The sequence below is a fragment of the Caballeronia sp. LjRoot31 genome, from assembly GCF_964253885.1.
Classification (GTDB): Bacteria; Pseudomonadota; Gammaproteobacteria; order Burkholderiales; family Burkholderiaceae; genus Caballeronia.
The window spans coordinates 39,894-65,242 of the sequence record NZ_CAXURX020000003.1; the positions used below are offsets into that span (position 1 = coordinate 39,894).

The window sequence follows — 25,349 nt, forward strand, 5'->3', positions numbered from 1 at the left end:
GGTACTTCGTCTTTTTTGATCCGGCAAGGATTACGTGGCGATAAACGCCGGCTCTGCGTTCGGTGGAAAACATTGGGCGGAGTACGCCTGGCGCATCGAGCGGGATCGATAGATATGAGGATTGTCAGTGAGGCTAATGGGCTTTATCGCGAGACCGATGCGAGGGGAAATTCGGGCTGACATTCTCTGGAAAAGAAGCGTGTGAGGATCGCGTTAATCGGGCGTCACGCGCAAACCGGTCGCTCCAAGCGAGCCCGCGATGGCCATTTCGATTTCACGCCCAGTCGATACCAGCGCGCGTTCGCTAAATGCGGGGCCAACCAGGGACAAGCCGAAAGGCAAGCCGTCCGGCGTAAAACCGGACGGCACGCTCAGTGCCGCCAGGTTGAGCGGATTCGCGAAGTACGTGTAATACCCCATGTTCGCATTCAGGCGTTGTGGATCGCGTTCAACGTCATCGCAACGGTAAATGGTGGGGACAGTAGGCAGCGCAAGAAAATCGACAGTTTGAAAAAGCTGCGCTGCGTAGCGCGTCAGCGTTCGTTGCGTGTAGAGCGCCTGGAATGCATCGGCGGCGTTGTAGTTTTTCGCCGCGTCGATCGACGCGCGCACCGCCGGGTGAACCGCGTCGGGATAGCGCGAAATCACATCGTGATAGGTAAGCCAGCGCTCAGCGATGAACGCGCTCCCGAACACAAGCCGGCCAGCGTCGACGAACGGTTTGTAGTCGATCCGGACTTCTTGCGCCCCCAGCGAGCGAAGCACGTCGAGCGACGCAAGATACGACGAACGGGCCGCATCATTGCCGAAGAATTTCAGGTCTTCAGCGTGTGGCACACCGAAGCGCAAGGGCGGTGTTCTACGATGCAATATGGTTGTTGGATGGTCGGCCGAGAACGGGTCCGTCGGATCGTATCCGGCAATGACGTCGAGCACATCGGAGGCGTCCTGCACGGTGAGCGCGAATACCGGAGCGACATCGAAACTACGGTTGCAATAGACAAATCCGCGCATGCTGACGAGCCCCGGCGTCGGCTTCAACCCGACGATGTTATTCAGTGCCGCTGGAACGCGCCCCGAGCCACCGGTGTCCGACCCGATCGAAAACGAGACCTGGCCCGTGCTGACCGCGACCGCCGAGCCAGAACTCGAGCCACCCGGGATGTAGCGGGAGTCGAATGGATTGCGACAGTAGCCTGACAATGAGCGGATGCCGACCAAACCCGTGGCGAACTGATCCATGTTCTGCTTGCCGATCAGGATGGCGCCGGCGGCCTCCAGGCGCTCGACAACAGCCGCCGACTGTGTGGCTTCGTAGCCGAACGCGGGGCATCCCGCGGTCGTCGGCAATCCGGCTGCATCGATGTTGTCTTTCAGCCCGAACGGGATGCCGTACAACGGCAAGCTCGAACCGCCGTTCCCCAATCGTTCGAGCCGGGCCGCTGCGGCCAATGCGACCTCGCGCGACACGACATGGGTCCAGACGTGATCGCCGGTACGATGCGCGAGCCGTCGATAGACCTCATCGATTACGCTCGACGGCGTCCAGGAACCATCGGCATAGGCGCGCTTCAGGCTGTTGAAATCGAGGCTCAGTGGCGAAGATTGCATAAAGGCTTGGATCGGGAAGAGTCAGGAGGACCAGTGAACGACACGGCGCGAAATCATCTCGAACAGACGATCCGCCAGCGATGATAAAAAGCCCAAGACCAGCAACCCCGCCATCATCGTGGCGATCTGCAGGTTCTGTTGTGTGATCTCAAGACGGTAGGCGACGCCCGCGTACGCGCCCGCCAGTTCCGCCGATACCAGCGCATAAAAAGCGATCGTGATCGCGGTGCGTAACCCGACGAACACAAACGGCAGTGCGTCGGGCAACTGCACGGTCCACAACAACTGGCGGCGAGTCGCACCCAGCGCCTGCGCCGCGCGCACATACGTAGGATTTGCCCGTTGCAAACCGAGATGCGTGGCAAGCCACACGGTGAAAAACACGCCCCAGAATACGAGGAACCACTTGCCCAGTTCGCTCAGTCCGAACCAGACGATCACAATCGGCACGAATGCGATTGGCGGGATCGGGCGCAGCAATTGGAACACGGGCGTGAGCAAACCCGCCGCAACACGGTTCGAACCACTAAGTAATCCGATTGCGATGCCGACCAGGGCACCGGCCGCGTAGCCGATAACTGCCCGCTCGACGCTCGCACCAATATCAACCCATCCTTCCTTTGCGCCGAGATAGCGGTATAACGCGGCGATCACGCGCGTAGGCGGAGGAAACAGCAGAGGATTGACGAGATGCGCCTGGCACAGCGCCTGCCATAACAGCAGGAATAACGGCAGCGAAAGCAGTTTCGCGACAAATGGAGCGTGTTTCATGCTGGTTATCCGCGGCCTAGTCCGACGCTGCGGGCAACCGTACCCGCGCCTTGTCCACCTGAGCCAGCGGCGCACTGAAAATAATGCGGCGGAAATCCGGGAGCGTCGCCCCGGCCGGCGCGTTGCCGCTCGCCAAGCGCCATTGCGCGTGTTGCGTGAGCGTGTCGAGCGTACGCTGGTCGAGCACCACATCAAACACATAGTCATGCCAGATCGAGGCAAGATCGGCACGCTCCATATGGGTCGCCTGCGCGATAGTAGTGATGGCGTCGTCGGGATGCGCCTTCAGCCACGTTTCGGCCTCGACGACCGAGCGCAAAAACGCGACCACAGTTGCGGGATGTGCCTGCAAATAAGTTTGCTGGACAACAAGGTTGAACGTCTCGGCATAAACGCCTTTGGCCGGAAGCTCCCGGGCCTCGTCGCCGAGCGCTTTCTTGCCGTTCGCGATGAACGGCTCCCAACTGTTGTAAGCGTCAATACTGCCGCCGGCGAGCGCGGCCGGCATGTCCTGCGGGCGCAAGTTCACCAGTTGAACCTGCGCGGGAGTCAGTCCTGCGCGCTTGAGCAACATGCCCGTATAGATTTCGCTGCCCGTACCCGCCGAAAACCCGATGCGCTTGCCCTTGAGATCGGCCGGCGTTGTGATCCGCGCGGCGCTGCGAGTGAGTGTCTTGTCGTCGGAGTATTCCATCCTTGCGAGCACTGCGATCTTCTGGTCGGCGAGTGCCGCCGCCGTAATCGGCGCTTCGGCAGTGGTGGCCACATCTGCGCCATTTCCAAGCACGGTTTCCAGTGCCTGCCGGCCGCTGCTGAAGTTGCTGACCTGAACATCGAGTCCGTTCTTTTCGAAGAAATGTTGTTCCTGCGCGATAATCACGAGGCCGGATATGGGGGCCAGATTTTGCGCAAGCCGAACGGTTTCGGCCGCGTTGCCCGTTGCCTGCAGCGCGGTGATCAGAATTCCCGAAACGAACAATTGTTTTGTGATACTAAGCATAATTATAATTTCCCGATGGCATTGGCAAACGTGTCAAGGTGTCGTTGCTTTAAAGCGGAACTGCAAGCACTTGCCGCCAAAAATGGCTTTTCAGTCAAGCGTCGTTGTCAGGACAGACGGAAGACTTGCCTCGCCGACATCACCGCCCTCGCCGGCCGCCCTTCCTGGCGGCAATGCCTGAGCTTCTGTATCGAATGCTTTCTGACTCTCCTCCCGAATCAGCGAAAGGAGCCGGGACCGGATCGAAAAGAACTCCATCGACTCCATCGTAGCTTCGCTGCGTGGGCGGGCAAGCGGCACCGGCACGATCTCCTTGATGTGTCCGGGACGAGCCGTCATGACATAAATGCGATCGGCCAGAAACACCGCTTCGTCAATATCGTGCGTGATGAACAGCACCGACAAGTTCAGGCTGCGCCACATGGTCGTCAGCAACTGCTGCATGATCGTGCGGGTCTGCGCGTCGAGGGCGCCGAACGGCTCGTCCATCAACAGGATGCGTGGTGTGGTCGCCAGCGCGCGCAGGATGCCCACGCGCTGCTTCATGCCGCCCGAAAGCTGCTCGGGGAAATACGTTTCGATGTTCGACAACCCGGCCATCGCCAGTAACGAGCGGGCGCGGTCACGGCGTTGCGCCGACGGCACGCCTTTCAGCTTGAGGCCGTACTCGACATTCGAACGTACGGTCATCCAGGGGAACAGCGAATATTGCTGGAACACGACGCCCCGGTCGGCTCCCGGCGATATCACACGCTGACCGTCGATGGTGACGCTGCCTGATGCTGGCGCCTGAAATCCGGCGACCGCGTTGAGCAGCGAAGACTTGCCGCACCCTGAGGGCCCCACCACGACGACGAATTCGCCGGGTGCGACTTCGATCGAAACGTCGTCGAGCACTCGCGTCGCTACGCCTGCGCGCTGCCACGGCCAGCGTCCCGCGCGGTGCGCGAATTCGACCGAGAGCCGGTCGACCCTAAGGTGTCCGAGGGCCTGTGTCATGCCGCAACCGCCCCAAGCGCTTCGAGAAACGGCCAAGGAAAAATTCCCTGCGCGTGACCGTCGCTGAAGATGATCTGCACGCCATAAGCCATCGAATGAATGTCCACGATTGCGACGTCCTCGGCTGCCTGCACGGAACTCGCGGCGAGGCGAATACGGCGGCACGCGGCGCAAGGGCATGCACGGCGCAAGGCCGCGTGACTGACGCACTGGGCCCGCGCGCCGGGCCAGTGCAGCGTCAGGGTATGGGCGCGCGAGTCCAGGTCGATGCGTTCGGGTACGTTCATGCTGCAAGACCTTCGATCTGTTGCAACGCGATGCGAATGGCCTTGCGTACTTCCGGGTCCGGGTCGCCTTGGGCAGCTTGCAGGGCCGGCAGCAAACCACGGTCGCCGAGCTCGCCGAGTGCAAGCGCCGCTTCCTTGCGAAGATTGCTGATGGAGTGCGACAGCAGCCGGGCAAGCGCCGTTCCCGCGCCCGGGTCACGCAACCGTCCGAGCGCTCGCGCGGACTTCAACCTCACCTGCCAGTAAGGATCGTCGAGCGACGCGATCAACGCGTCGCGTGCCTGGCCCGCGCGCAGCTTGCCCAGTGTCGCGGCGGCTTCCTCACGCACTTGCCACGCGTCGTCGCGCAACGCACTGAGCAACGCGTCGACAATGGCTTGCGCCGGCTCCGAGCCCAGTCCTAACGACCCCACTGCGGCCCGGCGCACATCGGGATCGGTATCGCCTGCGGCCACTTGCGCGAGTTGCGCAAGTGCGCGCTCGTCCTTGAGCCAGCCTGCGACGCCGACGGCCTCCAGGCGCACCGACGCAAGCGGATGCGAGAGTGCTCGCATGGCGGGGTCCAGTGCATCGGACAGGCGCAATTCACGCAATGCGCGGAGTATCGCGGCCTGCACGAACGGGTCGGGATTGGCGACCCATTCAAGCAACACGTGGCCGGACGTTGCTTCCTTGAGTTCCGAGAGGCTTTGAGCGGCAGCAAGGCGCACCGTTTCATCGGCGTCGAGAAGGGAACGGCACAGCGCGTCGACAACCTCCGCCCCTTCCCAGGCCGCCAGCACACGCGCGGCCTCCCGGCGGACATCAGCCGAATCGTCATGACGCAGTGCATGGACGATCGGCGGCAAGAGATTCTCGTCCTCCAGATCCGCGAGTTCAAGGAGCGCGATGCGGCGAACCACGGGGTCGGCGCTGGACAGGCGCGGCAGCACGGCCGCTGCTTCGGGATCGAGCGCGTCCGGGTCGAAGGTCAGCGGAGAGAAAACAGTCATGAGTGGATGGGTTGTCAAATGAGCGATTGAAGCAATGAATATTCAGAATGGCGTGGCGCGCAATTTCATGTCGTCTCGCGCAGCAGTGCAAGGCAACGGCGCTTGATGTCGACGAACTCCGCCGCCACCGTGCTTTCATCATCGCGTGGACGGGAAAGTGGCACCACGATATCGGCGACGATTCGCGCGGGCCGTCGTGACAGCACCAGAATGCGATCGGCCAGGAACAATGCCTCGTCTATATCGTGAGTCACGAACATCACGGTCGTGCGCATACGCGCCCACACATCAAGCAGCAGGCTCTGCATCATCCGGCGTGTCTGTGCGTCGAGTGCACCGAACGGTTCGTCCATCAGCAGGATGCGCGGCCGATTGATCAGCGCGCGTGCAATTTCCACCCGCTGTTGCATGCCGCCCGACAGTTGCGCCGGATAACGCGCTTCGAATCCCTGCAGGCCGACGAGTTCGAGCAGCGCACGTGCCTCGCGATGCCGCTCCGCGAGACCGAGCCCGCTCATCTTCAGTCCGAACGCAACGTTGTCGATCACCCGCTTCCACGGAAACAACGTGTGCTGCTGAAACACAAGACCACGGTTTCGATGCGGCCCTTCGACCCGTTCGCCATCCACCGCGATCTCGCCACGGGTGGACACCACATGTCCCGCGATAGCGCCCAGCAAGGTCGACTTGCCACAACCTGACGGTCCGAGCACGCAGACGAATTCACCCGGCTCGACGGTGAAATCGAGGCGATCGAGCGCCGTCAATCGTTCGCTCGGCAACCCCACCTCAACGCTTAGCGAACGCACGTCCACACGGCCCAGGGTGGCCTCGGTCGACACCTCGGTTACCGCGATACTCATCGACGTGCCTCGCTCAGCCGATGCCACGGCATCAGCATCAGTCCGAGCCTTTTGACAAGCACGCTGCTGCCCATGCCAAGCGCGCCGATCAGCAGCATGCCGACGACGATATCGGCGTAGTTCTGCAAGGTGTACGACTCCCACGTGAAATAGCCGATCCCGTACTGCCCCGCGATCATCTCGGCCGTGATCAGGCAAAACCACGCAGTGCCCATGCCGATCGACAAACCGGTCAGGATCGCCGGCGCCGCGCCGGGCAGGATCACTTCGCTGAACAGGGCGAGGCGGCGCGTGCCAAGGCTTCGCGCGGTGGCGACCAGGCGTGGATCGACGCCTTCCACGCCGTGAATGGTATTGAGCAGAATAGGAAACAGCGCGCCGATGAACGTGATGAACATCATGCTCACCTCCGACGACGGAAACATCAGGATCGCCAGCGGAATCCATGCAACAGCGGGAATGGGCCGCAGCACTTCCAGCGACGGCAGCACTGTATCTTCGAACGCGCGATACCGTCCGATGGCCAGGCCAAAGCCGATCCCAACCAAAGCCGCCGCGCTGAATCCGACCAGCACCCGCATGATGCTGGCGAAGAGGTGCATCGGCAGCTTGGGTGAATGCAGCAGATGCCAGAACGCCTGTGCGACCTCCGTCGGTGCGGGCACATTCGCCATTGTCACGAAGCCGAGCGAGACCTTGTACTGCGTAGCGATCTGCCACAGGCCGAGGCAGGCGACAAGTGACGCGCAACGCCAGATCGAACGGCTGACAGGCGTGCGCGTCAACACCGCCGACGAACGTTGTCCGTCAAGCGCCGGCAAGTCGCGGCTTTCGATGCTTTCGAGCGAAGTGGCCATTATCGATTTCCTGTAGAAGGCGTCGAACCTGCTGCGCGTCAGCGTGCGGCCACGGCCTGAGCCGCACCAGCGCGAACCGATGCATAGTCCGAGACTTGGCCACTGACCTTTTTCGCGTAATCGTCCGCACTGGCGCGCAGCAGGAAAGCCGCAATCTGCCCGGTGCCTGAGCGGACATACCAGGCTTGGCCCGCCAACAGCTTCAGCCCGCTCGTGTGATCCTGCACAAACACCGCGCGCACGGTCTTGCCCTGTTTCGTCAACGCTTCCTGCGCAGTGAGAGCTTCTTGCGGTTGCGCGTAACTGCGAACGGCGTCTTCACCTTCGACCCACACTTGAGCAACGTCATTGAAATCGGTGATTCTCTTGCCCGTTTGCGCGTCATTGGCCGTCAACGGCTGCTTCGCGTAGTTCTTGAGCGCGGCGTCGTAGTCGAGGCCGGACTGCTTGAACGCCTCGCGGATAAAGTGGTCGTCAATGATGCTGTTCGCATCGAGCTCGACGTCCGTCTTTTTCAGCAGCTTGAGTGTGTCGATCGCGCTCGCCACGGCCTGCCGATACTCCGGCTTCCAGGTCAGGTCGCGGGTCTGCAAGCCGAGCGGCCCGTGATACAGGTAATCGACCGGCGCTTCAATGCCCGTCACTTTCTCTATCAGCAGGCTGTACTTTTCCGGGTCCTGCGCCATCAGGCGATTCGCCTCAATGGTCGCGCGCAAATAGGCAACGACAATTTCCGGGTACTTCTTTGCGTAGTCCGCGTCGACGAGCGCACCATGAAAAGTCGGTGCGTGGCTTTGCGAACCGTCATAGATCTTGGTCGCGAAGCCGCGATACGGAAACAGGTCGGCGAACGGCACAAAGTCGGCATGCGCGTCAATCTTGTGCGCCTTGAGCGCACTGCCCGCCACTTCCGGCGCTTGCGTGATGATGTTGACGTCGGTCTCAGGATCCCAGCCTTGCGCCTTGATAGCGCGCAGCAACATGCTATGCGCGGTCGATGCGAACGGCACCGAGATTGTCTTGCCCTTCAGGTCGGCCAAGGAATGAATCGGGGACCCGATCGGGACGACAATGCCATTGCCGCTGCCCTCGATGCTCCCCGACAGAACCGTGATGAACTCACTCCGCTTGCCGGCTTTCTTGAATGCCGCCGCGTTGAGCGTGCCAGGAAAATCCGCCATCGCGCCGAAATCGAGTTTGCCCGCGACCATTTCATTAGTCAGCGGCGCGCCGGATGTGAAGTCCTTCCACTGGATGTCGTACTGGACGTCCTTGTATTTGCCGTCGTGCGGAAGATACTTATCGAGCAGATGCAGCTCCCGGATCATGAGACCGCCGGTCGCGCAGTTGATCGTGGTGTCCTGCGTGCCGATAGCCACGCGGATCGTTTCCGCCTGCGCGGCGCTCAATGACGCCATGACGATGCCTAACGCCGTGGAAGCCCGAAGCAGTTTTCGAATATTCCGAATGTTCATTACTCAACCCCGAGTAGATAGTGACTACGCCGCGAATCTGAACGCCGCGTCAGCGCAGCAAATAAGGAATCTCTACCTTGACCGCACCGGTCGGGCAATCCTGTTCGCACGGCATGCAGTACCAGCATTCATCGAACTTCATGAAGGCCTTGCCCTTCGAGAGGTCGATCGCCAGCAAGTCGAGCGGACAGACATCCACACAGACGGTGCAGCCCTTGTCAGCGATACATTTGTCTTCGTCGACGGTGACAGGCGCCGAGCTTCGCTGGAAAATTTCATGAGACGTATAGGACATGGAGACTCCGTTCAGGCGGATTCCGGCACGGCTGCGGGCACGGACACACGCTCGCCAATGCGCAACTTTTGATAGGCATCGCTTTCGTCGTTGTCGAGCGGAAGCACATAGGGCTCGACCGCGCGTTTCGCGCTCGTCATCCTGCCGAACTGATCCTTGAAGAGGTGCGTATGGCAGAACCACTCGCTGTCGTTACGCTGCGGATAATCCACCCGGTGGTGATAAAGCCCCCAGCGGCTCTCGGTCCTGAAGAGCGACGCACGTGCGGCCATTTCCGCGCAGTCCCTGATGGCTCGCACTTCTGCGGCGCGCATCAGTTCGTGCGGGTTATCGGCTTTCATCTCATCGATATCGGCGCTGATTTCCTCGAACCGCTGCAGCCCGATCTCCATCTTTCGCGTGACCTTGGGCGGTTGCAGATAATCGTTCACCATGCGCCGCAACTTGTATTCGACCTGCGCCGGGGCAAGCCCCGATTCGCGTTCGAGCGGTGCGTAGATGCGTTGACGCTCTGCCGCTATCTGTTCGTCGTCGAGCGGTGAAAACTCGCGGCCTGCGACATCGCCGGCCGCGTTCCATCCCGCGAACCAGCCATAAGTGAACGCGCCAAGCATGTAGTTGTGCGGCACCGCAGCCATGTCGCCCGCTGCATATAAACCCGCCACCGTGGTCTCCGCGCGCTCGTTGACATACACGCCCGACGCGCTGTGGCCGCTGCAAAAGCCGATCTCCGAGATGTGCATCTCGACCATCTGCTGCCGGTAGTCAGTGCCTCGTCCCGCATGGAAACGCCCCCGGCTCGGACGCTCGTTGGTATGAAGGATGTCTTCGATCGTCTTGATCGTTTCTTCCGCCAGATGATCGAGCTTCAGGAACACCGGCCCATTGCCGCTTTGCAGTTCCTGGTAGAACTCCCACATCATCTGACCGCTCCAGTAGTCGCATTCAATAAAGCGTTCGCCCTTGCCATTCGCCGTGAAGCCGCCAAGCGGTCCGGTCACATAAGCGCAAGCCGGACCGTTATAGTCCTTGATTAAAGGGTTGATCTGGAAACACTCAAGGTTGGAAAGCGCGGCGCCGGCGTGATAGGCCATGGCATAACCGTCACCTGCGTTGGTCGGGTTTTCATAAGTGCCCATCAGGTATCCCGACGCCGGCAACCCCAGCCGGCCTGCGGCGCCACAACTCAGGATCACGGCCTTCGCGCGCACGATATAAAAGTCGGCGGTGCGGCAGTCGAAACCCATTACGCCGCAGACGCGTCCCGTTGCATCGGTCAGGAGGCGTGTCGCGACAATCCGGTTGGTAATGGCGACCCGGGAACGCTTGAGCTGACGATAAAGTACTTTCTTGATGCTGTGCCCTTCCGGCATGGGCAGCACATAGGAACCCATGTGATGCACCTTCTTGACAGCGTAGTCGCCAGTACTGTCCTTCTCGAATTTCACACCCCAGCGATCCAGTTCCTCGATCGTCTTGAAGCTATGCCGCGCATAGGCGTACACCGCTGACTGGTCGACAATACCGTCGTTCGCGATCGTGATCTCCCGCGTATATTGCTCAGGCGTTGCGTGCCCGGGAACAATCGCGTTGTTGAGACCGTCCATGCCCATGGAAATTGCGCCGCTACGCTTGACGTTTGCTTTCTCCAGCAGCAACACCCTGAGCGAGGGATCGCGTTCCTTCGCTTTGACCGCGGCCATGGGTCCGGCTGTTCCGCCTCCCACCACCACGACGTCGTATTCGAGAACATGTGTATTCATCGCGCTTTCCTCGCATTCCTGCGTTTCTTTTCCCGGTCGATACGCATCCGGTACTGGAATGCATCGCCGCGAAAATAAAGGTATTCATAGTCGATAGGCGTGCCGTCAGCGCAGTGCGTGAGGCGTTCGATCCGCAGCACCGGACTGCCCTCCTCTACCTGCAGCGCGGCGCCGATTTCGTCATCGGCGAGAATCGCGTCGATCGATACATCGGCGTGGCCGAGCGAAAGTCCACAGTCGTTCTCAAGGATCAAAAAGATGTCGCGGGTCACGAGGTCGGCATTGGCCAGACGCTTTTCGAGCGCCTCCGGAACGTAGGTAATTTCCAGCGACACGGGCGCCCGGTTGAGCAGCCGCACCCGATGGATTTCGACTACCCCCGAGCCCTCGGCAACATTCAGGCGGCTTGCAACGTGGCGGTCAGCCTTGATCACCCTGAACGTGCGCAACTGGTTGACGATTTCATATCCCATCGATGACATCGCCTCTGCAAAGCCTTGTAGCGACGTTACGTTCTGAAAGGCTTTCGGCTTGGAAACGAAAGTTCCCTTGCCATGGATCTTGAACAGCAAGCCCTCTTTCTGCAGGTCGCCAAGCGCCTGACGCACGGTGATGCGGCTGACCTCGAACATTGCGCAGAGCTCGTGCTCGGATGGCATCTGCCCATGCGGCGCGTACGTCCCATCAAGGATGCGAGCGCGCAGCACTTCCTTTAACCGGGCATAGAGCGGGGCGGCGGACAGCGGCAACAAGGTGGCAGTGGGAGCAGTCATTTCAACTTGTTATGACAAGATGAAACGGAGTCTAAACACGCCGATAAATCCGACCAACGAAGATTTTCTGATATCGATCAAAGCAGAGTGGCTGATTTTCAGCAGAGCTTTCAGCACAGCGGTCGCGCCACGAGCGTCATATCTTTCGCACGAATCCTTCGTTGCGATACGTCCATGTGAACCGTAGGGTTTACGTTTGTCATCCGTCGCGCATCGTTGCGCATCGTCACGTTGACGGAACCGCCTTTCAAGCAGACACCGGCACGGCGTGTCCGCGCTCCATCAAAAAAATAGAAGGAATCAGCAGATGTCAGATAGTCATCCCAAGGATTCGCCGCCACCGGACCAAAAACGAAAATCGACCGGACGTCGGAGCTTCATTGTTGGCGGCGCGTTACTGGGTGTCGGTGCGATCGGCTATGGGCTGATCAGCAGGCATGGTACGCAAGGTTCAGTCAATCCGGCGGCGCTCATTCATGCTGCATCGGACGGCACGCCTCGGGTGGGCGGCACACTTGTCGTGGGCGAGTATCAGGAGCCGACCGTCTTTGATCCCAATCATCAATACTCCTGGGAAACGTACCGGGTAGACCGGCATATCTACGAGTCGCTGATAGGCGAAGATCTCAGCAGACCCTCCTCCGATGGGCCGCCGCCTCTGATTCCGGCGCTGGCTGAAAGCTGGCAGGTCAGCGATGACGCGACCACGTTCACGTTCAAGCTGCGCCGCGGCGTGAAATTCCACGATGGCGCTCAGTTCGATGCGCACGCCGTGGAGTTCAACGTGCGCCGCTTCCATGACAAGAGCTTCGAGTACTACGACGTCAAGGCTAACGCCTTCATGAAAGCGGTGTACGGCGATCTGAAGTCCTTTGACGTGGTCGATGATTACACCGTGCGCTACGTCTTCAACAAACCGTTTCGCGACTTTCCGCGCATGCTGCCGCAAGGCAATTACGTGTCAGGGATCTTTAGTCCCGAGGCGCTGAAGACCTGGGGCCAGGATGGTCTTGCCGAACATGCTTCAGGCACAGGGCCGTTCAAGCTGGTCACACGAGTTCACGGGGAAAAGACCGAACTGGCGCGTCACGAACAGTACTGGGGGTCACGTCCCTACCTCGACAAAATTGTATTCCGGCCCATCATTGACGACTCCACGCGCCTCGCCGCGCTCCAGGCGGGTGAAATCGACATCCTTACCCGCACGCCGGCCGACGCGGTTCAGCCGTTGTCCTCGAACGGCTATGCCGTGCCCGAGGGCACGGGCGCGGGATTGCTTTATCTAGGCTGGAATTTCAAGAACAAGTTCGCACAAGATGTGCGCGTCCGGCAGGCGATCATTCAGTCGATTGATCGCGAAGGGCTCGCCAAAACGCTCTTCAAAGGTCACGCCATTGCGTCGTACAACATTCTTAACCCCGGCAACACCGCCTACGATCCTGCCCAGAAGGACTTCGCCTACGATCCCGATGCTGCGCGCCGGCTGTTGAGCGAAGCGGGCTTCAAGGATGGCGACATCAGCTTCACCATTGCGACCGACGAGGCGAATCAACCGAGCATCGAATGGATACAGCGCGATCTCGCGAAGGTCGGCATCAACGTGAAGATCCTCTCGCAGGAGTGGCTGACCTATACGTCCAATCTCCCGCACCTGTCCGACGACATCGCGCTCGCCAGCATGGAATGGGGCTTCGTCACCCCTCTGTGGCTGCGTATTGTGTATCAAGGGTATGTTGTGGCGCGCGGCGGCAAGGACCTGCTTGGGCCGGAACTGGCGGCATCGATCGACGTGGCGTCAGTAGAACCCGACGAGGCCCGCGCGATCCCTCTATGGAAGAGCGCCAATGGCTTGCTGCAGAAGCAGGCCGGTGTCGTGCCGCTGCTTTCGTTCACCCGTTACTTTTCTACCAGCCCCAAGGTCAGGGGCTTTAACGTGCCGGCGCAGAATTGGTACGACCTGAGCCACGTGTGGCTGTCAACATGACGCGCACCATCATCAGTCGCCTGGCGCAGGCCATTCCGGTCTTCCTGACCATCTCGGTGCTGGTGTTTCTTTCGGCGCATCTGGCCCCGGGCGATCCGATCTCGAACGCGCTCACGGGGCAGATGCCGCAATCGTCCATTGACGCCCTTCGGCATGAATACGGCTTCGACCGGCCGCTGGTTACGCAGTACTTCATCTGGCTGTCGCATTTGCTGAGCGGCCATTGGGGCGACTCCATCGTCCTCAAGGTGCCGGTCATGGACGTACTCGGCCGCGCGTTCATCAATACCGCGATCCTCACCGCCGCAGCAACGCTGATCTGCGTCGTGTTCGGTGTCGCCGTGGGCGTGGTGTCCGGTTTGAATCGAGGATCAAAGGGCGATTCCGTCTCCATGTTCGTGATTCAGATTGGCCACAACATGCCGGTATTCTGGCTCGGACTCGTGCTGATGTGGCTGTTCGCGCTCAAGCTTCACTGGCTGCCGTCATCCGGCATTGCGGACATGCGTGGCGACGGCGGCCTGCCGGACTTGCTGCGCCATCTCCTCCTGCCGGCGTTTTCGGCGGCGCTCATTTCGATGCTCATTCTTGCGCGGCTAGTCAGGGCAAGCGTGATCGACATCGCAGGGGCGGATTACATCAGGACCTATCGATCGCTGGGATTTTCACGCGCCCGGATTCTGCGGCGTCACATGGGACGCAACCTGCTTAGTCCGGTGATCAACGTCACCGGCCTGCAGATAGGCTATTTGCTGAGCGGCGTGATTCTTGTGGAAAACGTGTTCGCGTGGCCCGGCCTGGGTTCGCAACTCTATGTGGCAGCAGCCGGCCGGGACTATCCAATGACGCAAGCTGGCGTGATGCTGATCGCAGCATGTTTTGTGGGCGTGAATCTTGTGACCGACATCGCGCTCGACCTGCTCAACCCGCGCCTTGGCGCTTAACGCAGATCTTCCATAGGAACTACTCGATGCCACCGTCAGAACTGGTTCGGGAAAAAGCATACGCCGAGAGCTGCAGCGCGTGCGAGCGGCTCGCGCCGTCGCGCATGAGCGAAGCCGCCACGCGACTGGCATCGAATGGACTTGCGTTCGGTGGACTGATTTTCATCCTGCTGGTCTTCGCCGTTTCGGCAGCTGCACCCTGGCTCGCGCCCTATGACCCGAACGCCGCCGACCCGGTGCTGCGCCTTGGCGGCATCGGCACACCGGGGCACCTCCTTGGCCTCGACGCTCAAGGACGCGACATGCTGAGCCGCCTGATCTGGGGCGGCAGGACGTCGCTCGTCGTGGTGATCCCCGCCGTGCTCGGAGCCTGCGTGCTCGGTCTCCTGCTTGGTCTGTACGCCGGCTATTCACGAAGCCGTGCGAGTGCGGTCGTCATGCGCTTCATCGACATCCTGTTTGCGTTTCCGATGATCCTGTTTGCGATCAATCTCGCCACGACGTTCGGACCGGGCATCTTTACGGTGACCGCGACCGTGCTGTTCTGCGCGCTGCCCTATGTCACGCGGGTGGTCTATGCCGAAGTGCGGGCAGAGCGGGATAAGGAGTATGTGGAGGCTGCGCGTGCGCTGGGTGCATCGTCCTTCGAGATCGTCTCGCGAGAGATCCTGCCGAACGTGCTGACGTCGGTAGTGGTGTATGGCACGACGCTGATCGGCGGAATGATCGTGTTCCTCGCGGGCCTGAGCTTTCTAGGGCTTGGCGTACAGCCGCCCACGGCTGATTGGGGCCGCATGGTCGGCGAAGGCGCTCGAGTGATGCTACTCGGCGGCGGTCATGTGGCAACCCTTCCCGCGCTGGTGATCGTCGCCTTCGCGCTTGCGTTCAACTGGTTCGGGGACGGTCTGCGCGATGTGCTTGATCCACGCGATTGACCGGTCCTTGAACGAACCCGCTTAACCGTCACACGCCCTTGCGGAGATCCATGTGCCACTGCTGAAGATTGAACAACTGAAGGTGGATTTCACTGGACGACGCGGCCTTGAAAGCGCCGTGCGCGGTCTGGACCTCAGTATCGAAGCGGGAGAAATCGTCGCGCTGGTCGGGGAATCCGGTTCGGGCAAGAGCGTCACGGCGGCAGCCATTGCCGGCCTTCTGCCGCGTGAAGCGAGCGTGCGCGGAACGGTTGAGTTCGAAGGGAGCGCGCTGTTGGGCATGCCGGAAGCCGCACTCGAACAAGTTCGTGGCAACGGCATCGCGATGGTCTTTCAAAACCCGCTCAGTTCACTCGATCCGTCGTTCAGGGTGGGCGCGCAGCTTCAGGAGGTCGCACGGCATCGTCGACATGTCAGCCAGGCCGAGGCGCTTGAGCAAGCGGCCACGTGGCTCCAGCGCGTGGGTATCGCCGATACAAAACGGGTCTTGCACGCATGGCCGCATGAGCTGAGCGGCGGGATGCGGCAGCGCGTGATGATCGCAATGGCGGCGATGGGTCAACCCCGTCTGCTGATTGCCGACGAACCGACTACCGCGCTCGACGCCACGCTTCAGAAGGAAATTCTCGCGCTGCTGAAGAGTCTGAACCGTGAGTTCGGAATGGCCATTCTTATCATCACGCATGACTTCGGCGTGGTGTCATACCTGAGCGATCGGGTGGCCGTAATGAAGGCCGGGCGGATCGTTGAACATGGGCCAACAGCACAAGTGCTGACCGCGCCTCGCCATCCGTACACGGCGAAACTTATTGCAGCGGTGCCGGAACTGGGGCTGCGGCGCCTGGACCCATCGCCTGCACGACGGCTTGGGGAAAGCGCTGGTAGCGAAGCCTCGGGATCGACTGTTTCGAAGCCACGCACGTCTGAGACGTTGCTGAAAGTCGAGGGACTGTCCAGAACATTTGTTATTGAAAGATCATGGCTGCGTTCGCGTGTGCGCACACTCGATGCTGTAAGCGACGTCCATTTCGAAGTCCGCCGTGGCGAGATCTTTGGCCTGATCGGGACATCGGGTTCCGGCAAGTCGACACTGGCGCGCCTGGTCGCGCACCTGCTTGCATCGACTGGCGGCAGCGTGCACTTTGCGGGCGCTGACCTGGCACAGTTCGACGCCGTCGCACTACGGCGCTTCCGTCAACGCTTTCAGTTCGTGTTCCAGGACAGTACGTCATCGCTTAATCCGCGCCGCACGATCGGCGAGCAACTTTGCGACCCGGCGCTGCGGCTCGGCGCGGCCCGCGACCAGGCTCACGCTTACGAACTTGCCGTTGAAGCCATTGAGCGCGTCGGGCTGAAAGCCGAGCATCTCCGGCGCTTTCCCCACGCGTTTTCCGGCGGGCAGCGGCAGCGGATCGGGATCGCCCGGGCGTTGGTTGTAAAGCCCGAATTCATTGTGCTCGATGAACCGACTTCCGCGCTCGATGTATCGATTCAGGCGGACATACTCAACCTGTTGCTCGAACTTCGACAGACCCTCGATCTGACCTATCTGTTCATCGGCCATAGCTTGCCGGTGATCGAATTCATGTGCGACCGCGTGGCGGTGATGGAGAACGGCCGGATCATCGAGACCTTCAATGCCGCTGATCTCAACGCCAATGCACGCAAATCTTCCACCCGCACCCTGATCGACGCCGTGCTGTCCTTGCCTTCGCCGTCGCGCAAGCCGTCAGGCGCCGGCTCGACCCAGAATGCCCCTGCCGCAGAGTTCACGCCATGACGCGACGCCTGATCTACAACGCCTTCACACATGTCACGCCCAATCACCACAGCCACGGCTACTGGCGTCACCCCGAAGGCCGCATCCAGCTCGACTACAAGCGGCTGCAACCCTGGCTGGATCTTGCGCGCACGGTCGAGCGCGGCAAGTTCGATACCGTATTCCTCGCCGATGTAGTGGGCGTCTACGATAAATTCCGCGGCAGCGGCGACACCTCGATTCGCACAGCGATGCAGTTTCCGAGCCTCGACCCGGCCAGCCTCGTCTCGGCATTGGGCGCGGTGACCGAGCACCTGGGCTTTGCGGTCACCAGCTCCGTCATCCAGGATCATCCCTTCGATTTCGCCCGCAAGATGTCCACGCTCGACCATATGACGGACGGGCGCGTGGCATGGAACATCGTCACGTCATACCTCGATAACGCCGCCCGCAATCATGGGCAAAGCGCGTTGACGGAACACGATGAACGCTACCGCTGGGCGGAGGAATATGCCGATGTTGCCTACAAGCTTTGGGAGGCAAGCTGGGAAGACGATGCGCTAGTGACGGACCCGGAGCGAGGAGTATTCGCCGATCCCGCCAAGGTGCATAAGATCCATCATCGCGGGCAGCGTTACTCGGTCGAGGGACCTCACCTCTCCGAACCTTCGCCGCAACGCACACCGCTCCTGTTCCAGGCCGGGGGATCAGAAGCCGGGCGCTCGTTTGCGGCACGCCATGCCGAAGCCACGTTCATTGCCTCGCGCACACCTGAAAGCGCCGCCCTGACGGCTGCCGATCTGCGGGCACGCGCGCGTGCCTTCGGTCGTGCCGAGGACGAGCTGAAGATCATCGTGTCGCTTGCGCCGGTTATTGGTTCCACCGAAGCCGAAGCGCTCGCGCGCCGTCGCGAACTGAAAGAGTGGCTGAGCGTGGAAGCATTGCAGTCGTTCTGGAGCGGCGGTCTTGGCGTGGACCTGTCGAACATCGACCCCGCACGGCCCATTTCCGAACTGCTGCTGACGAACCACGTGCGCGGCAACGTGCGGGCTTTCATCGAGGCCGCGCCGGACCATGTGGTGACATTCGGCGAGTTGTTGCGCGAGACCGTGTCCGGCCGTTTTGCCGGCACGCCGGAACAGATCGCCGATGAAGTCCAGCGCTATGCCGACGCCGGTGTGGACGGATTCAACGTGGTGCCGGTGACGACCCTGGGCTGGTGGAGCGAATTCGTCGACCATGTGGTGCCCGTGCTGCAAAGGCGTGGCCTGATGCAGAAAGAATACGCGCCCGGGACCTTGCGCGAGAAGATTCAGGGACACGGGCCTTACTTACCCGACCATCATCCGGCACGCGTTACACGCTCGGCGGTACGGACGTTTTCATCGAGGAATGTGGAGGCGGTGTCCTGAACCTGCACGCCGATAGTCGCCGTCATAACCGAAACCCGAAGGCAAAACCAGATCGAGTACCGTCCAGCAGACATCCTGATTTGCAAATCATCAATTGATGGTGGCGCGCTCATCCAGCGCGTCGCCATAATCGCTGAACGCAATGGTTCATATAAGGAGCCGCTGGATGTCAAACGTTCCAAGCGAAGTCGACGCGTTGCCCGTTTCACGGACTGCTCAGGCAAAAGGGTCCGTAACGTCCCGTACCCCTCGCGCCCCCCGCGCCCCATTACTCAGCGACGCGTTGCTCGCGCGCATCGGCGAACGCGCCGCCGGCTATGACCGAGAAAACCGCTTCTTCACCGAAGACCTCGACGACCTGCAACGCGCCGGCTTTCTCCACGCCGCCGTTCCTGTTTCACTGGGTGGGCTCGGCCTCACGCTACCGGAGTTGCTGCGAGAACAAGTCCGCCTCGCTTATCGCGCGCCGGCGACCGCCCTCGCGTTGAACATGCATCAATACTGGATCGGTACCGCGCTTCATCTGTTACGCAAGGGCGATACCTCCGCGCAATGGATACTCGAAGAAGCCAGCGCCGGCAAGGTGTTCGCCGCCGGACATGGCGAACCCGGCAACGACCTGGGCCTGGCTCATTCCTTCGTCACGGCGACGCCGCTACCCGACGGGAGTTATCGTTTCAACGGCCACAAGGTCATGACCTCGCTTGCACCGGCATGGGACTGGCTCGGCGTGCATGGCCTGGATGACTCCGATCCGGCGCACCCGAAGATCGTGCATGCGTTTATCCGGCGCGAATCGCCGGGGCATCGCTCGGTCCAGACCTGGGACGCTCTTGGGTTGCGCGCCACACGCAGCGACGATACCTATCTTGAAGGAGCCATCGCAGCGCGGGAACATGTGACGCGCGTGCTGCCCGCCGGCATACCCAACGATCCGTTCGTGGACGGCATCCTGGGTGCAGTGCTGCCAGGGCTCGGCGCGGTGTATTACGGCATTGCGAAGCGCGCGTTCAACCTGGCCGTAGGCGAAGCGCGCAACCGCAAGTCGGCGGCACTGCACGGGCAGACCTACGCGCATAAGCCGTTCACGCAAGCTGCGGTGGCAGAAGCTGCGATCGAGCTCGACAGTATCGAAGCGTTGATCGAGCGCGTGGCGGCGCAGTGGTGGGAAGGTTATGCCGAGGATGAACTCTGGATCGCGAAATTGCTGGCAGCAAAACAGCATGCCGTGGACGGCGCGCTGCGGGTGGTAAACCTGTCGCTGGGCATAGCGGGCGCGGCGTCTTTGTCGCGGCGGCACGAACTCGAGCGTTTGTATCGCGATGTCCGCGCTGGCGCATTTCATCCGCCGAATGCCGACGCCTCGCATGAGGTCATCGGCCGCGCGTATCTCGGCGTGCTCGATGAGCTTTGACGAAGCGGAACCTCGCCGCCCATGTCAGATCGCCGAGCGCTCAAGCATGAAATTCTGAAACTGAATCAGCGTCGGATCGGATGAGCGGTGGGGATGGAGGCGAATAACAAACTGCCACGACCCCGGTAATTCATGCTCCGGAAACAGGCGAACCAGACGGCCGTGGGCCAAGTCAAAATCGATCAGCGGTGAACGGCCCAGCGCAACACCCTTCCCCGCAATCGCAGCGCCGATGATCGGGCTGAAACTGCTCAACCGGACCAGGTTCTGCTCTGGAAGCGCTCCCGCGCCGAGCAGCGCAAACCACGTCTGCCAGTCTATTTCACGACTCGATGCGTGGTGTTCCTCCTGCAGCAGCCGATGCTCGGTCAGTGTCTGCGCAGTAGCGGTCCGTGGGTCCATCAACAGCGGGCTGCACACGGGGAACACGGTCTCCCGGACCAGCGCCCGATCGCCCGGGTGCGGGTCCGGCTCATCGCCTGACGAGCTTGTCAACGGCACGCGCAGAATCGCGATATCGATAGTGTCATTCTGCCAGTCGGGCTCGTCGTCAAACACCCTCAGGTTCACCGCAATCTCCGGATAGCGCGTCGAGAATTCAACCACATGAGGCGCGAGCCACAGCGATGAAAATGGCGCATTGGCGGAGACCGTCAACGTGCGGCGACGCTTGCGCCGCCGCATGGTCAACCGCTCGCAGGCTTCGCCCAGCGGAATCAGGCTGGCCTCAATAGCCGCCAGCAACTCCTGCCCGGCGGACGTGGGTTGCGCGCGTGAAGTCGTACCGCCACGGTGCATCAACGTTGTACCCAGTGCGGATTCCAGCGCGCGCAATTGATGACTGATGGCGCTCTTGGTAACGTTGAGCTCTTCCGCCGCGCGGCTCAGGCTGCCAAGTCTGGCCACGGCTTCGAACGCCTTCAGGGCGGCTAACGGGGGAATAGGCGGAATGTGCGGAGAGGGTCTTGGCATGATGGGTAAAGTTTAGCTCAACCCCGGTTGAGAAAGCATCGCTCGCGCGCAGCGCGGGTCCATGCCACGATGATCCAATACCTTGAGGAGTCACCCTGATGTATTTCGATCTTCGCCTTTGGCAACTGACTAAAGGGCTACGCGGGCACATGGTGCTCAGCATCGTCGTCGGGCTGCTGGCCCTGGTGGCCGGTATCGCACGCTTTGTGTTTCTCGGCCAGTTGCTCGCACTGGTCTTGCGAGGCAGTCAGTGGCAATCGTGGATAGCACCCTCGGTCGCCGTGGCGGCGGCTATCGTGCTGCGCGCGTTGCTGGATCACTGGCGTGCGGGCATCGCCTGTCGCACCGCAGCACGAGCCCAGGAAACCCTGCGTGGCCAGTTGTACGACCGCATCGTGGCGCTTGGGCCGGCCTGGTTCGCCGAACAACGTACGGGCGGCGTGATGTTGTCGGTCATCGACGGCGTCGAGCAGTTGCAGACCTTCTTTGGGCAATATCTGCCGCAACTGGCCGTGGCCCTCTGTGCGCCGTTTGCCATCTTCGGTTTCATCGCATTCTGGGATCTGCCCGTGGCCGCCGTGCTGCTGGTTGCGGCGCTGGTGGCGTTGTTCGGACCGATCGCCGTGCATATGCATGAACGCCGCACCAGCCTCGCGCGCGCCCAGGCATTCAAGGAGTTCGGTGAAACATTTCTCGACGCGGTCCAGGGCCTGCCGACGCTCAAAGCGTTCGGGCAAAGCCGCGTATGGGGCGAACGCCTCGCCGCGCAGGCCCGCGCTGTCTCCGACAACACCTTCTGGGTGCTCGCAGCGGGCCTTCTTACACGCGGCATCGTTGACCTTGGAGCAGCGCTGGGCGCCGCGCTGGCGCTCGTTCTTGGCGCGTGGCGCGTGACCCACGGGGAGATGGGCCTGACCACGCTCCTGATCGTCCTGATGGCGGGTACGGAGATTTTCCGGCCGCTGCGCGACCTGCGCAGCGTCTTGCACCAGGGCATGCTCGGGCAGGCCGCGACGGCGGGCATTCGCTCGCTGCTGGAGGCGAGCCCACCCATGCCGGAAGCCGGCACGGACGCGTTGCGCGACGCCCCTTCGTCGCTGGATTTCGACAACGTACGCTTCGCCTATGCCGGCGGTCGGGGACTCGCGCACCGCGGACTGACATTCTCGGTGGCGGCAGGCGAGCGCATCGGCATCGTGGGGCCGAGCGGCGCAGGCAAGTCGTCGATCGTTCGCCTGCTTCTGCGTCAGTACGATCCGCAGGGCGGCAGCATCCGCATTGCAGGACAGGACGTGCGGTCGCTGGACCCGGATGCGCTGCGCGCGAAGATTGCGGTGGTCGCGCAGGACACCATGCTGTTCGCGGGTACCGTCGACGAAAACCTTCGGCTCGGGCGCCCTGACGCCACCGCTGATGAAGTAGAAGCGGCCGCGCGGGCAGCTTACGCTCACGACTTTATCGCGAGTCTGCCTGACGGGTATCAGACCTCTATCGGCGAACGCGGTGTTCAGCTTTCGGGCGGCCAGCGCCAACGGCTTGCCATTGCCCGGGCGCTGCTGCGCGATGCCCCGATTCTCATATTGGATGAAGCGCTCTCCGCCGTCGATGCGGAAAACGAGGCGCTGATTCAACGGGCGCTGGATCGTCTGATGCAAGGCCGTACCACGCTGATTCTCGCGCACCGGCTGTCGAGCGTGATCGACGCTGATCGTATCCTGGTGCTGGACGATGGCCTTGTCGCGGAGAGTGGTACGCACGACGAACTGATGAAAAGAAGCGGGCTGTATCACCGGTTGATGGCGGCTCAAGCGACGCCTCACAATGTATCTGCATTGCGCTCCGATGCCGCTGCACCCGGTCCTCAGGCAGGCGCGCCCGGAACAAAAACCGCGCTAACGAGCGAGACGGAAGAAGACTCCGTGCAAGGTCCGCGCGAGCTGGATGCTGATGCGAAGACCCTGGATTGGAAGGCGACCCTGGCGTCCCTGGTCACGGCGATCCACCCCTGGCGAGTACGATTGGTGCTGACCATTCTATTGGGCGTGGGGCGAGTGACGGCCTTCATCGGCGTCGGTGTGCTGGGCGCATGGCTGGTCGCCGCACTGCGCGCCGGCAGCCCGCATCAGACGATCGAGGTGTGGCTGCTGCTCGTGGCCCCGCTGGCGGCCATTCTGCACTGGCTTGAATCCTGGCTCGCACACGACATGGCGTACCGGCTGCTCGCGGATCTGCGAATACGCCTGTTCGCCCAACTTGACCGTCTCGCGCCCGGCTACCTGCTCCGCCGTCGCTCCGGTGACCTCGTCACGTTGGCCACGCAAGACGTTGAGACCATCGAATATTTCTATGCGCATACGGTCGCCCCGGCGATCGTCGCAGTGCTGGTCCCGGCCGCGGTGATAGCCGTCCTCGCGCTGGCAGCCTGGCCGCTTGCGCTCGCACTGCTGCCGTTCCTCGCATACGCGATGCTTTCGCCGGTGCGCGGGCGCAGCCGTATCGATGTGCTGGGCAGCAAGGCACGTGAATCCTTGGGCCTGCTCGGCGCGCATATGACCGAGACCATCCAGGGTTTGTCCGATCTGCTCGCCTTCCAGGCGACCGGGCGCCGGCGAGAAGCGTTCATGACGCTGGCGCGCGAATACAGCGTGACCCGGCTCGCGTTGCTGGCGGATCTGGCTCGACAAACCGCGCTACTGGATGTCGCGACCGGCCTCGGCGGATTGGCAATCGCGGTAGGGGGCGCGTTTCTGGTCTCGGCCGGGCAGCTTTCCGCAGCCTGGCTGCCGATGCTGATTCTGCTCGCCATAGCGGCCTTCATGCCCGTGGCGGAGATCGCGCAAGTGGGCAGGCAACTAGCCGATACGATCGCGTCGGCGAGGCGGTTAAGGGTCGTGCATGACGAGCCGGTTCAGGTACTCGACGGAGACCTCGACTTGCATGCAGCGCCGGGTGGTTCGGAGGTTCGCTTTGAAGACGCGCGTTTCGCCTACGCCGAGCGCACGCAACCCGTATTGAACGGCGTGTCTTTTCGCGTGCGCGCCGGCTCTACCGCGGCGCTTGTGGGGGCCTCAGGCGCCGGCAAGAGCACCATTGCAAATCTGCTGTTGCGGTTCTGGGACCCGGATACAGGTTCGGTGCAAGTGGATGGTGTCGACTTGCGGCGCTTGCGGCTCGACTCGCTACGCGCTCACGTTGCCCTCGTGTCACAGGACACGTATCTGTTCAACGACACGCTTGAGGCCAACATCCGTCTCGCCCGGCCCGACGCCAGCGAGGAAGCGCTGCGACTCGCGTTGGCGCAAGCGTCGCTTGCCGACTTCGTGGCAACGTTGCCGGAAGGACTCGCCACACGGGTCGGTGAACGTGGCGTCCAGTTGTCGGGAGGCCAGCGTCAGCGTGTTGCCATCGCGCGGGCTTTTCTCAAGGATGCACCGGTACTGGTTCTGGATGAAGCAACGTCACATCTGGACGCCATCAGCGAAGCACAGGTACACGCCGCGCTGAAAACCCTGATGGCCAACCGCACGACTTTGATCATTGCGCATCGTCTCGCGACCGTACGCGAGGCCGATCTGATCATCGTGCTGGACCAGGGCTCGGTCATTGAAGTGGGACCCCATGCGCAACTGCTCGCCAATAACTCGATCTATGCGCAGCTCGTCAACCGGCAACAGGTTGGCAACGGCGTGCAGCAGTCCGCGTGAGGCGATTGGTCCTGGGCGCCACGGCTGCTTATAGCGATATGCGAACGCTGGCCAACGCTGCCGGCTGCCTCCCGGTGCGTCAATGAACCTTGGGGAAACCGTGGCGCTCGGCGAGCAGATCGAGGATGCGACGGGTATCGGTCACGAAGCGTTTGTCGCCGAGCGTCTGTGCGTCGGCGGGCACCGGATGCTCATCTCCGAGAATCAGCACGGGCAAGCTCTGATGGTCCTCGTCGAGCGCAGCGACGACCGCCTCGCGGGGGCGCGCAAACGGCAGGCGATGAATATCGAGGCGTGAGGTTTTCGACGGATCGCTCGCCAGCAGGCCCTCGATAGGTGCCCCGTCCGGGCAGATGAAACGCTCACCAGGAAATTTCGGATCGGTGAAACCGGGTTCCAGCAGCAATAAAAGGTCTTGGCTCACGATGTGACAATCCTCGAAGAAGAGTGACGAATCGAGTGACTCCGCTCCATTGGAGCGGAGTCACTGTGAATAAATCGACAACTCGAACCACTGCACGCCGATGCATGTGAACCGA

General features: G+C 61.6%; 21 protein-coding genes. 7 read left to right on the top strand and 14 right to left on the bottom strand.

All coding sequences use genetic code 11. The annotated features are described in order from the left end of the window. Positions 1-213: 213 nt before the first annotated feature. The 12 genes from ACSQ8V_RS28960 to ACSQ8V_RS29015 all read right to left on the bottom strand — a co-directional run bounded on the left by ACSQ8V_RS28960 (position 214) and on the right by ACSQ8V_RS29015 (position 11,686). Positions 214-1,611: an allophanate hydrolase gene (locus ACSQ8V_RS28960; RefSeq protein ID WP_436208059.1), complete on the bottom strand. Its 1,398-nt coding sequence runs from the start codon at positions 1,609-1,611 to the stop codon at positions 214-216. Between the two features lie 21 nt (positions 1,612-1,632). Next, positions 1,633-2,382, bottom strand: coding sequence for an ABC transporter permease (locus ACSQ8V_RS28965; RefSeq protein WP_213763797.1), 750 nt, complete (start codon positions 2,380-2,382; stop codon positions 1,633-1,635). 16 nt (positions 2,383-2,398) lie between these two features. Beyond that, the gene (locus tag ACSQ8V_RS28970; RefSeq protein ID WP_436208060.1) at positions 2,399-3,382 is read right to left on the bottom strand and encodes an ABC transporter substrate-binding protein; all 984 of its coding nucleotides are present in this window, start codon (positions 3,380-3,382) and stop codon (positions 2,399-2,401) included. A gap of 90 nt (positions 3,383-3,472) precedes the next feature. Beyond that, positions 3,473-4,381, bottom strand: coding sequence for an ABC transporter ATP-binding protein (locus tag ACSQ8V_RS28975; RefSeq protein WP_436208061.1), 909 nt, complete (start codon positions 4,379-4,381; stop codon positions 3,473-3,475). Next, positions 4,378-4,668 (bottom strand): gamma-butyrobetaine hydroxylase-like domain-containing protein, encoded by a 291-nt coding sequence (locus ACSQ8V_RS28980; protein WP_436185233.1) that lies wholly within the window; start codon positions 4,666-4,668, stop codon positions 4,378-4,380. Before ACSQ8V_RS28980 ends, ACSQ8V_RS28975 begins: the two co-directional genes overlap by 4 nt. Further along, entirely contained in the window at positions 4,665-5,660 is a 996-nt protein-coding gene (locus ACSQ8V_RS28985; protein WP_436208062.1) for a HEAT repeat domain-containing protein, read from the bottom strand. Before ACSQ8V_RS28985 ends, ACSQ8V_RS28980 begins: the two co-directional genes overlap by 4 nt. 65 nt (positions 5,661-5,725) lie before the next feature. Beyond that, positions 5,726-6,523: an ABC transporter ATP-binding protein gene (locus ACSQ8V_RS28990; protein WP_436208063.1), complete on the bottom strand. Its 798-nt coding sequence runs from the start codon at positions 6,521-6,523 to the stop codon at positions 5,726-5,728. Beyond that, positions 6,520-7,380 (bottom strand): ABC transporter permease, encoded by an 861-nt coding sequence (locus ACSQ8V_RS28995; protein ID WP_436185236.1) that lies wholly within the window; start codon positions 7,378-7,380, stop codon positions 6,520-6,522. Before ACSQ8V_RS28995 ends, ACSQ8V_RS28990 begins: the two co-directional genes overlap by 4 nt. 38 nt (positions 7,381-7,418) lie before the next feature. Further along, on the bottom strand, positions 7,419-8,855 hold the full coding sequence (locus ACSQ8V_RS29000; protein ID WP_436185237.1) for an ABC transporter substrate-binding protein: 1,437 nt from the start codon (positions 8,853-8,855) through the stop codon (positions 7,419-7,421). 49 nt (positions 8,856-8,904) lie between these two features. Further along, complete coding sequence (locus ACSQ8V_RS29005) at positions 8,905-9,150, bottom strand: 4Fe-4S dicluster domain-containing protein (protein WP_213763804.1); 246 nt, start codon at positions 9,148-9,150, stop codon at positions 8,905-8,907. A gap of 11 nt (positions 9,151-9,161) precedes the next feature. Next, a complete protein-coding gene (locus tag ACSQ8V_RS29010; RefSeq protein WP_436185238.1) occupies positions 9,162-10,913 on the bottom strand; it encodes a fumarate reductase/succinate dehydrogenase flavoprotein subunit in 1,752 nt (583 codons plus the stop codon). After that, positions 10,910-11,686: a GntR family transcriptional regulator gene (locus ACSQ8V_RS29015; protein ID WP_436185239.1), complete on the bottom strand. Its 777-nt coding sequence runs from the start codon at positions 11,684-11,686 to the stop codon at positions 10,910-10,912. The genes ACSQ8V_RS29010 and ACSQ8V_RS29015 overlap by 4 nt, the downstream gene beginning before the upstream one ends. Before the next feature lie 307 nt (positions 11,687-11,993). Between ACSQ8V_RS29015 and ACSQ8V_RS29020 the strand changes: the two genes are divergently transcribed. The 6 genes from ACSQ8V_RS29020 to ACSQ8V_RS29045 all read left to right on the top strand — a co-directional run bounded on the left by ACSQ8V_RS29020 (position 11,994) and on the right by ACSQ8V_RS29045 (position 20,134). After that, positions 11,994-13,670, top strand: a complete 1,677-nt coding sequence (locus ACSQ8V_RS29020) for an ABC transporter substrate-binding protein (RefSeq protein WP_436208064.1) — start codon at positions 11,994-11,996, stop codon at positions 13,668-13,670. Beyond that, positions 13,667-14,614: an ABC transporter permease gene (locus tag ACSQ8V_RS29025; RefSeq protein ID WP_436185241.1), complete on the top strand. Its 948-nt coding sequence runs from the start codon at positions 13,667-13,669 to the stop codon at positions 14,612-14,614. The genes ACSQ8V_RS29020 and ACSQ8V_RS29025 overlap by 4 nt, the downstream gene beginning before the upstream one ends. 26 nt (positions 14,615-14,640) lie before the next feature. Beyond that, complete coding sequence (locus ACSQ8V_RS29030) at positions 14,641-15,549, top strand: ABC transporter permease (RefSeq protein ID WP_436185242.1); 909 nt, start codon at positions 14,641-14,643, stop codon at positions 15,547-15,549. A gap of 52 nt (positions 15,550-15,601) precedes the next feature. After that, positions 15,602-17,329: a dipeptide ABC transporter ATP-binding protein gene (locus ACSQ8V_RS29035; protein WP_436208065.1), complete on the top strand. Its 1,728-nt coding sequence runs from the start codon at positions 15,602-15,604 to the stop codon at positions 17,327-17,329. Beyond that, positions 17,326-18,720: an LLM class flavin-dependent oxidoreductase gene (locus ACSQ8V_RS29040; RefSeq protein ID WP_436185244.1), complete on the top strand. Its 1,395-nt coding sequence runs from the start codon at positions 17,326-17,328 to the stop codon at positions 18,718-18,720. Before ACSQ8V_RS29035 ends, ACSQ8V_RS29040 begins: the two co-directional genes overlap by 4 nt. Before the next feature lie 166 nt (positions 18,721-18,886). Beyond that, positions 18,887-20,134, top strand: coding sequence for an acyl-CoA dehydrogenase family protein (locus ACSQ8V_RS29045; protein ID WP_436208066.1), 1,248 nt, complete (start codon positions 18,887-18,889; stop codon positions 20,132-20,134). A 24-nt stretch (positions 20,135-20,158) separates the two neighbouring features. Here the strand turns inward: ACSQ8V_RS29045 and ACSQ8V_RS29050 are convergent, their stop codons facing one another. Next, the gene (locus tag ACSQ8V_RS29050; RefSeq protein WP_436185246.1) at positions 20,159-21,106 is read right to left on the bottom strand and encodes a LysR substrate-binding domain-containing protein; all 948 of its coding nucleotides are present in this window, start codon (positions 21,104-21,106) and stop codon (positions 20,159-20,161) included. 98 nt (positions 21,107-21,204) lie between these two features. Between ACSQ8V_RS29050 and ACSQ8V_RS29055 the strand changes: the two genes are divergently transcribed. Beyond that, on the top strand, positions 21,205-24,810 hold the full coding sequence (locus ACSQ8V_RS29055; protein WP_436208067.1) for an ABC transporter ATP-binding protein: 3,606 nt from the start codon (positions 21,205-21,207) through the stop codon (positions 24,808-24,810). Between the two features lie 79 nt (positions 24,811-24,889). On the opposite strand, the gene ACSQ8V_RS29060 is transcribed toward ACSQ8V_RS29055, so the two are convergent. Next, on the bottom strand, positions 24,890-25,234 hold the full coding sequence (locus tag ACSQ8V_RS29060; protein ID WP_436208068.1) for a DUF3088 domain-containing protein: 345 nt from the start codon (positions 25,232-25,234) through the stop codon (positions 24,890-24,892). Between the last annotated feature and the right edge of the window lie 115 nt (positions 25,235-25,349).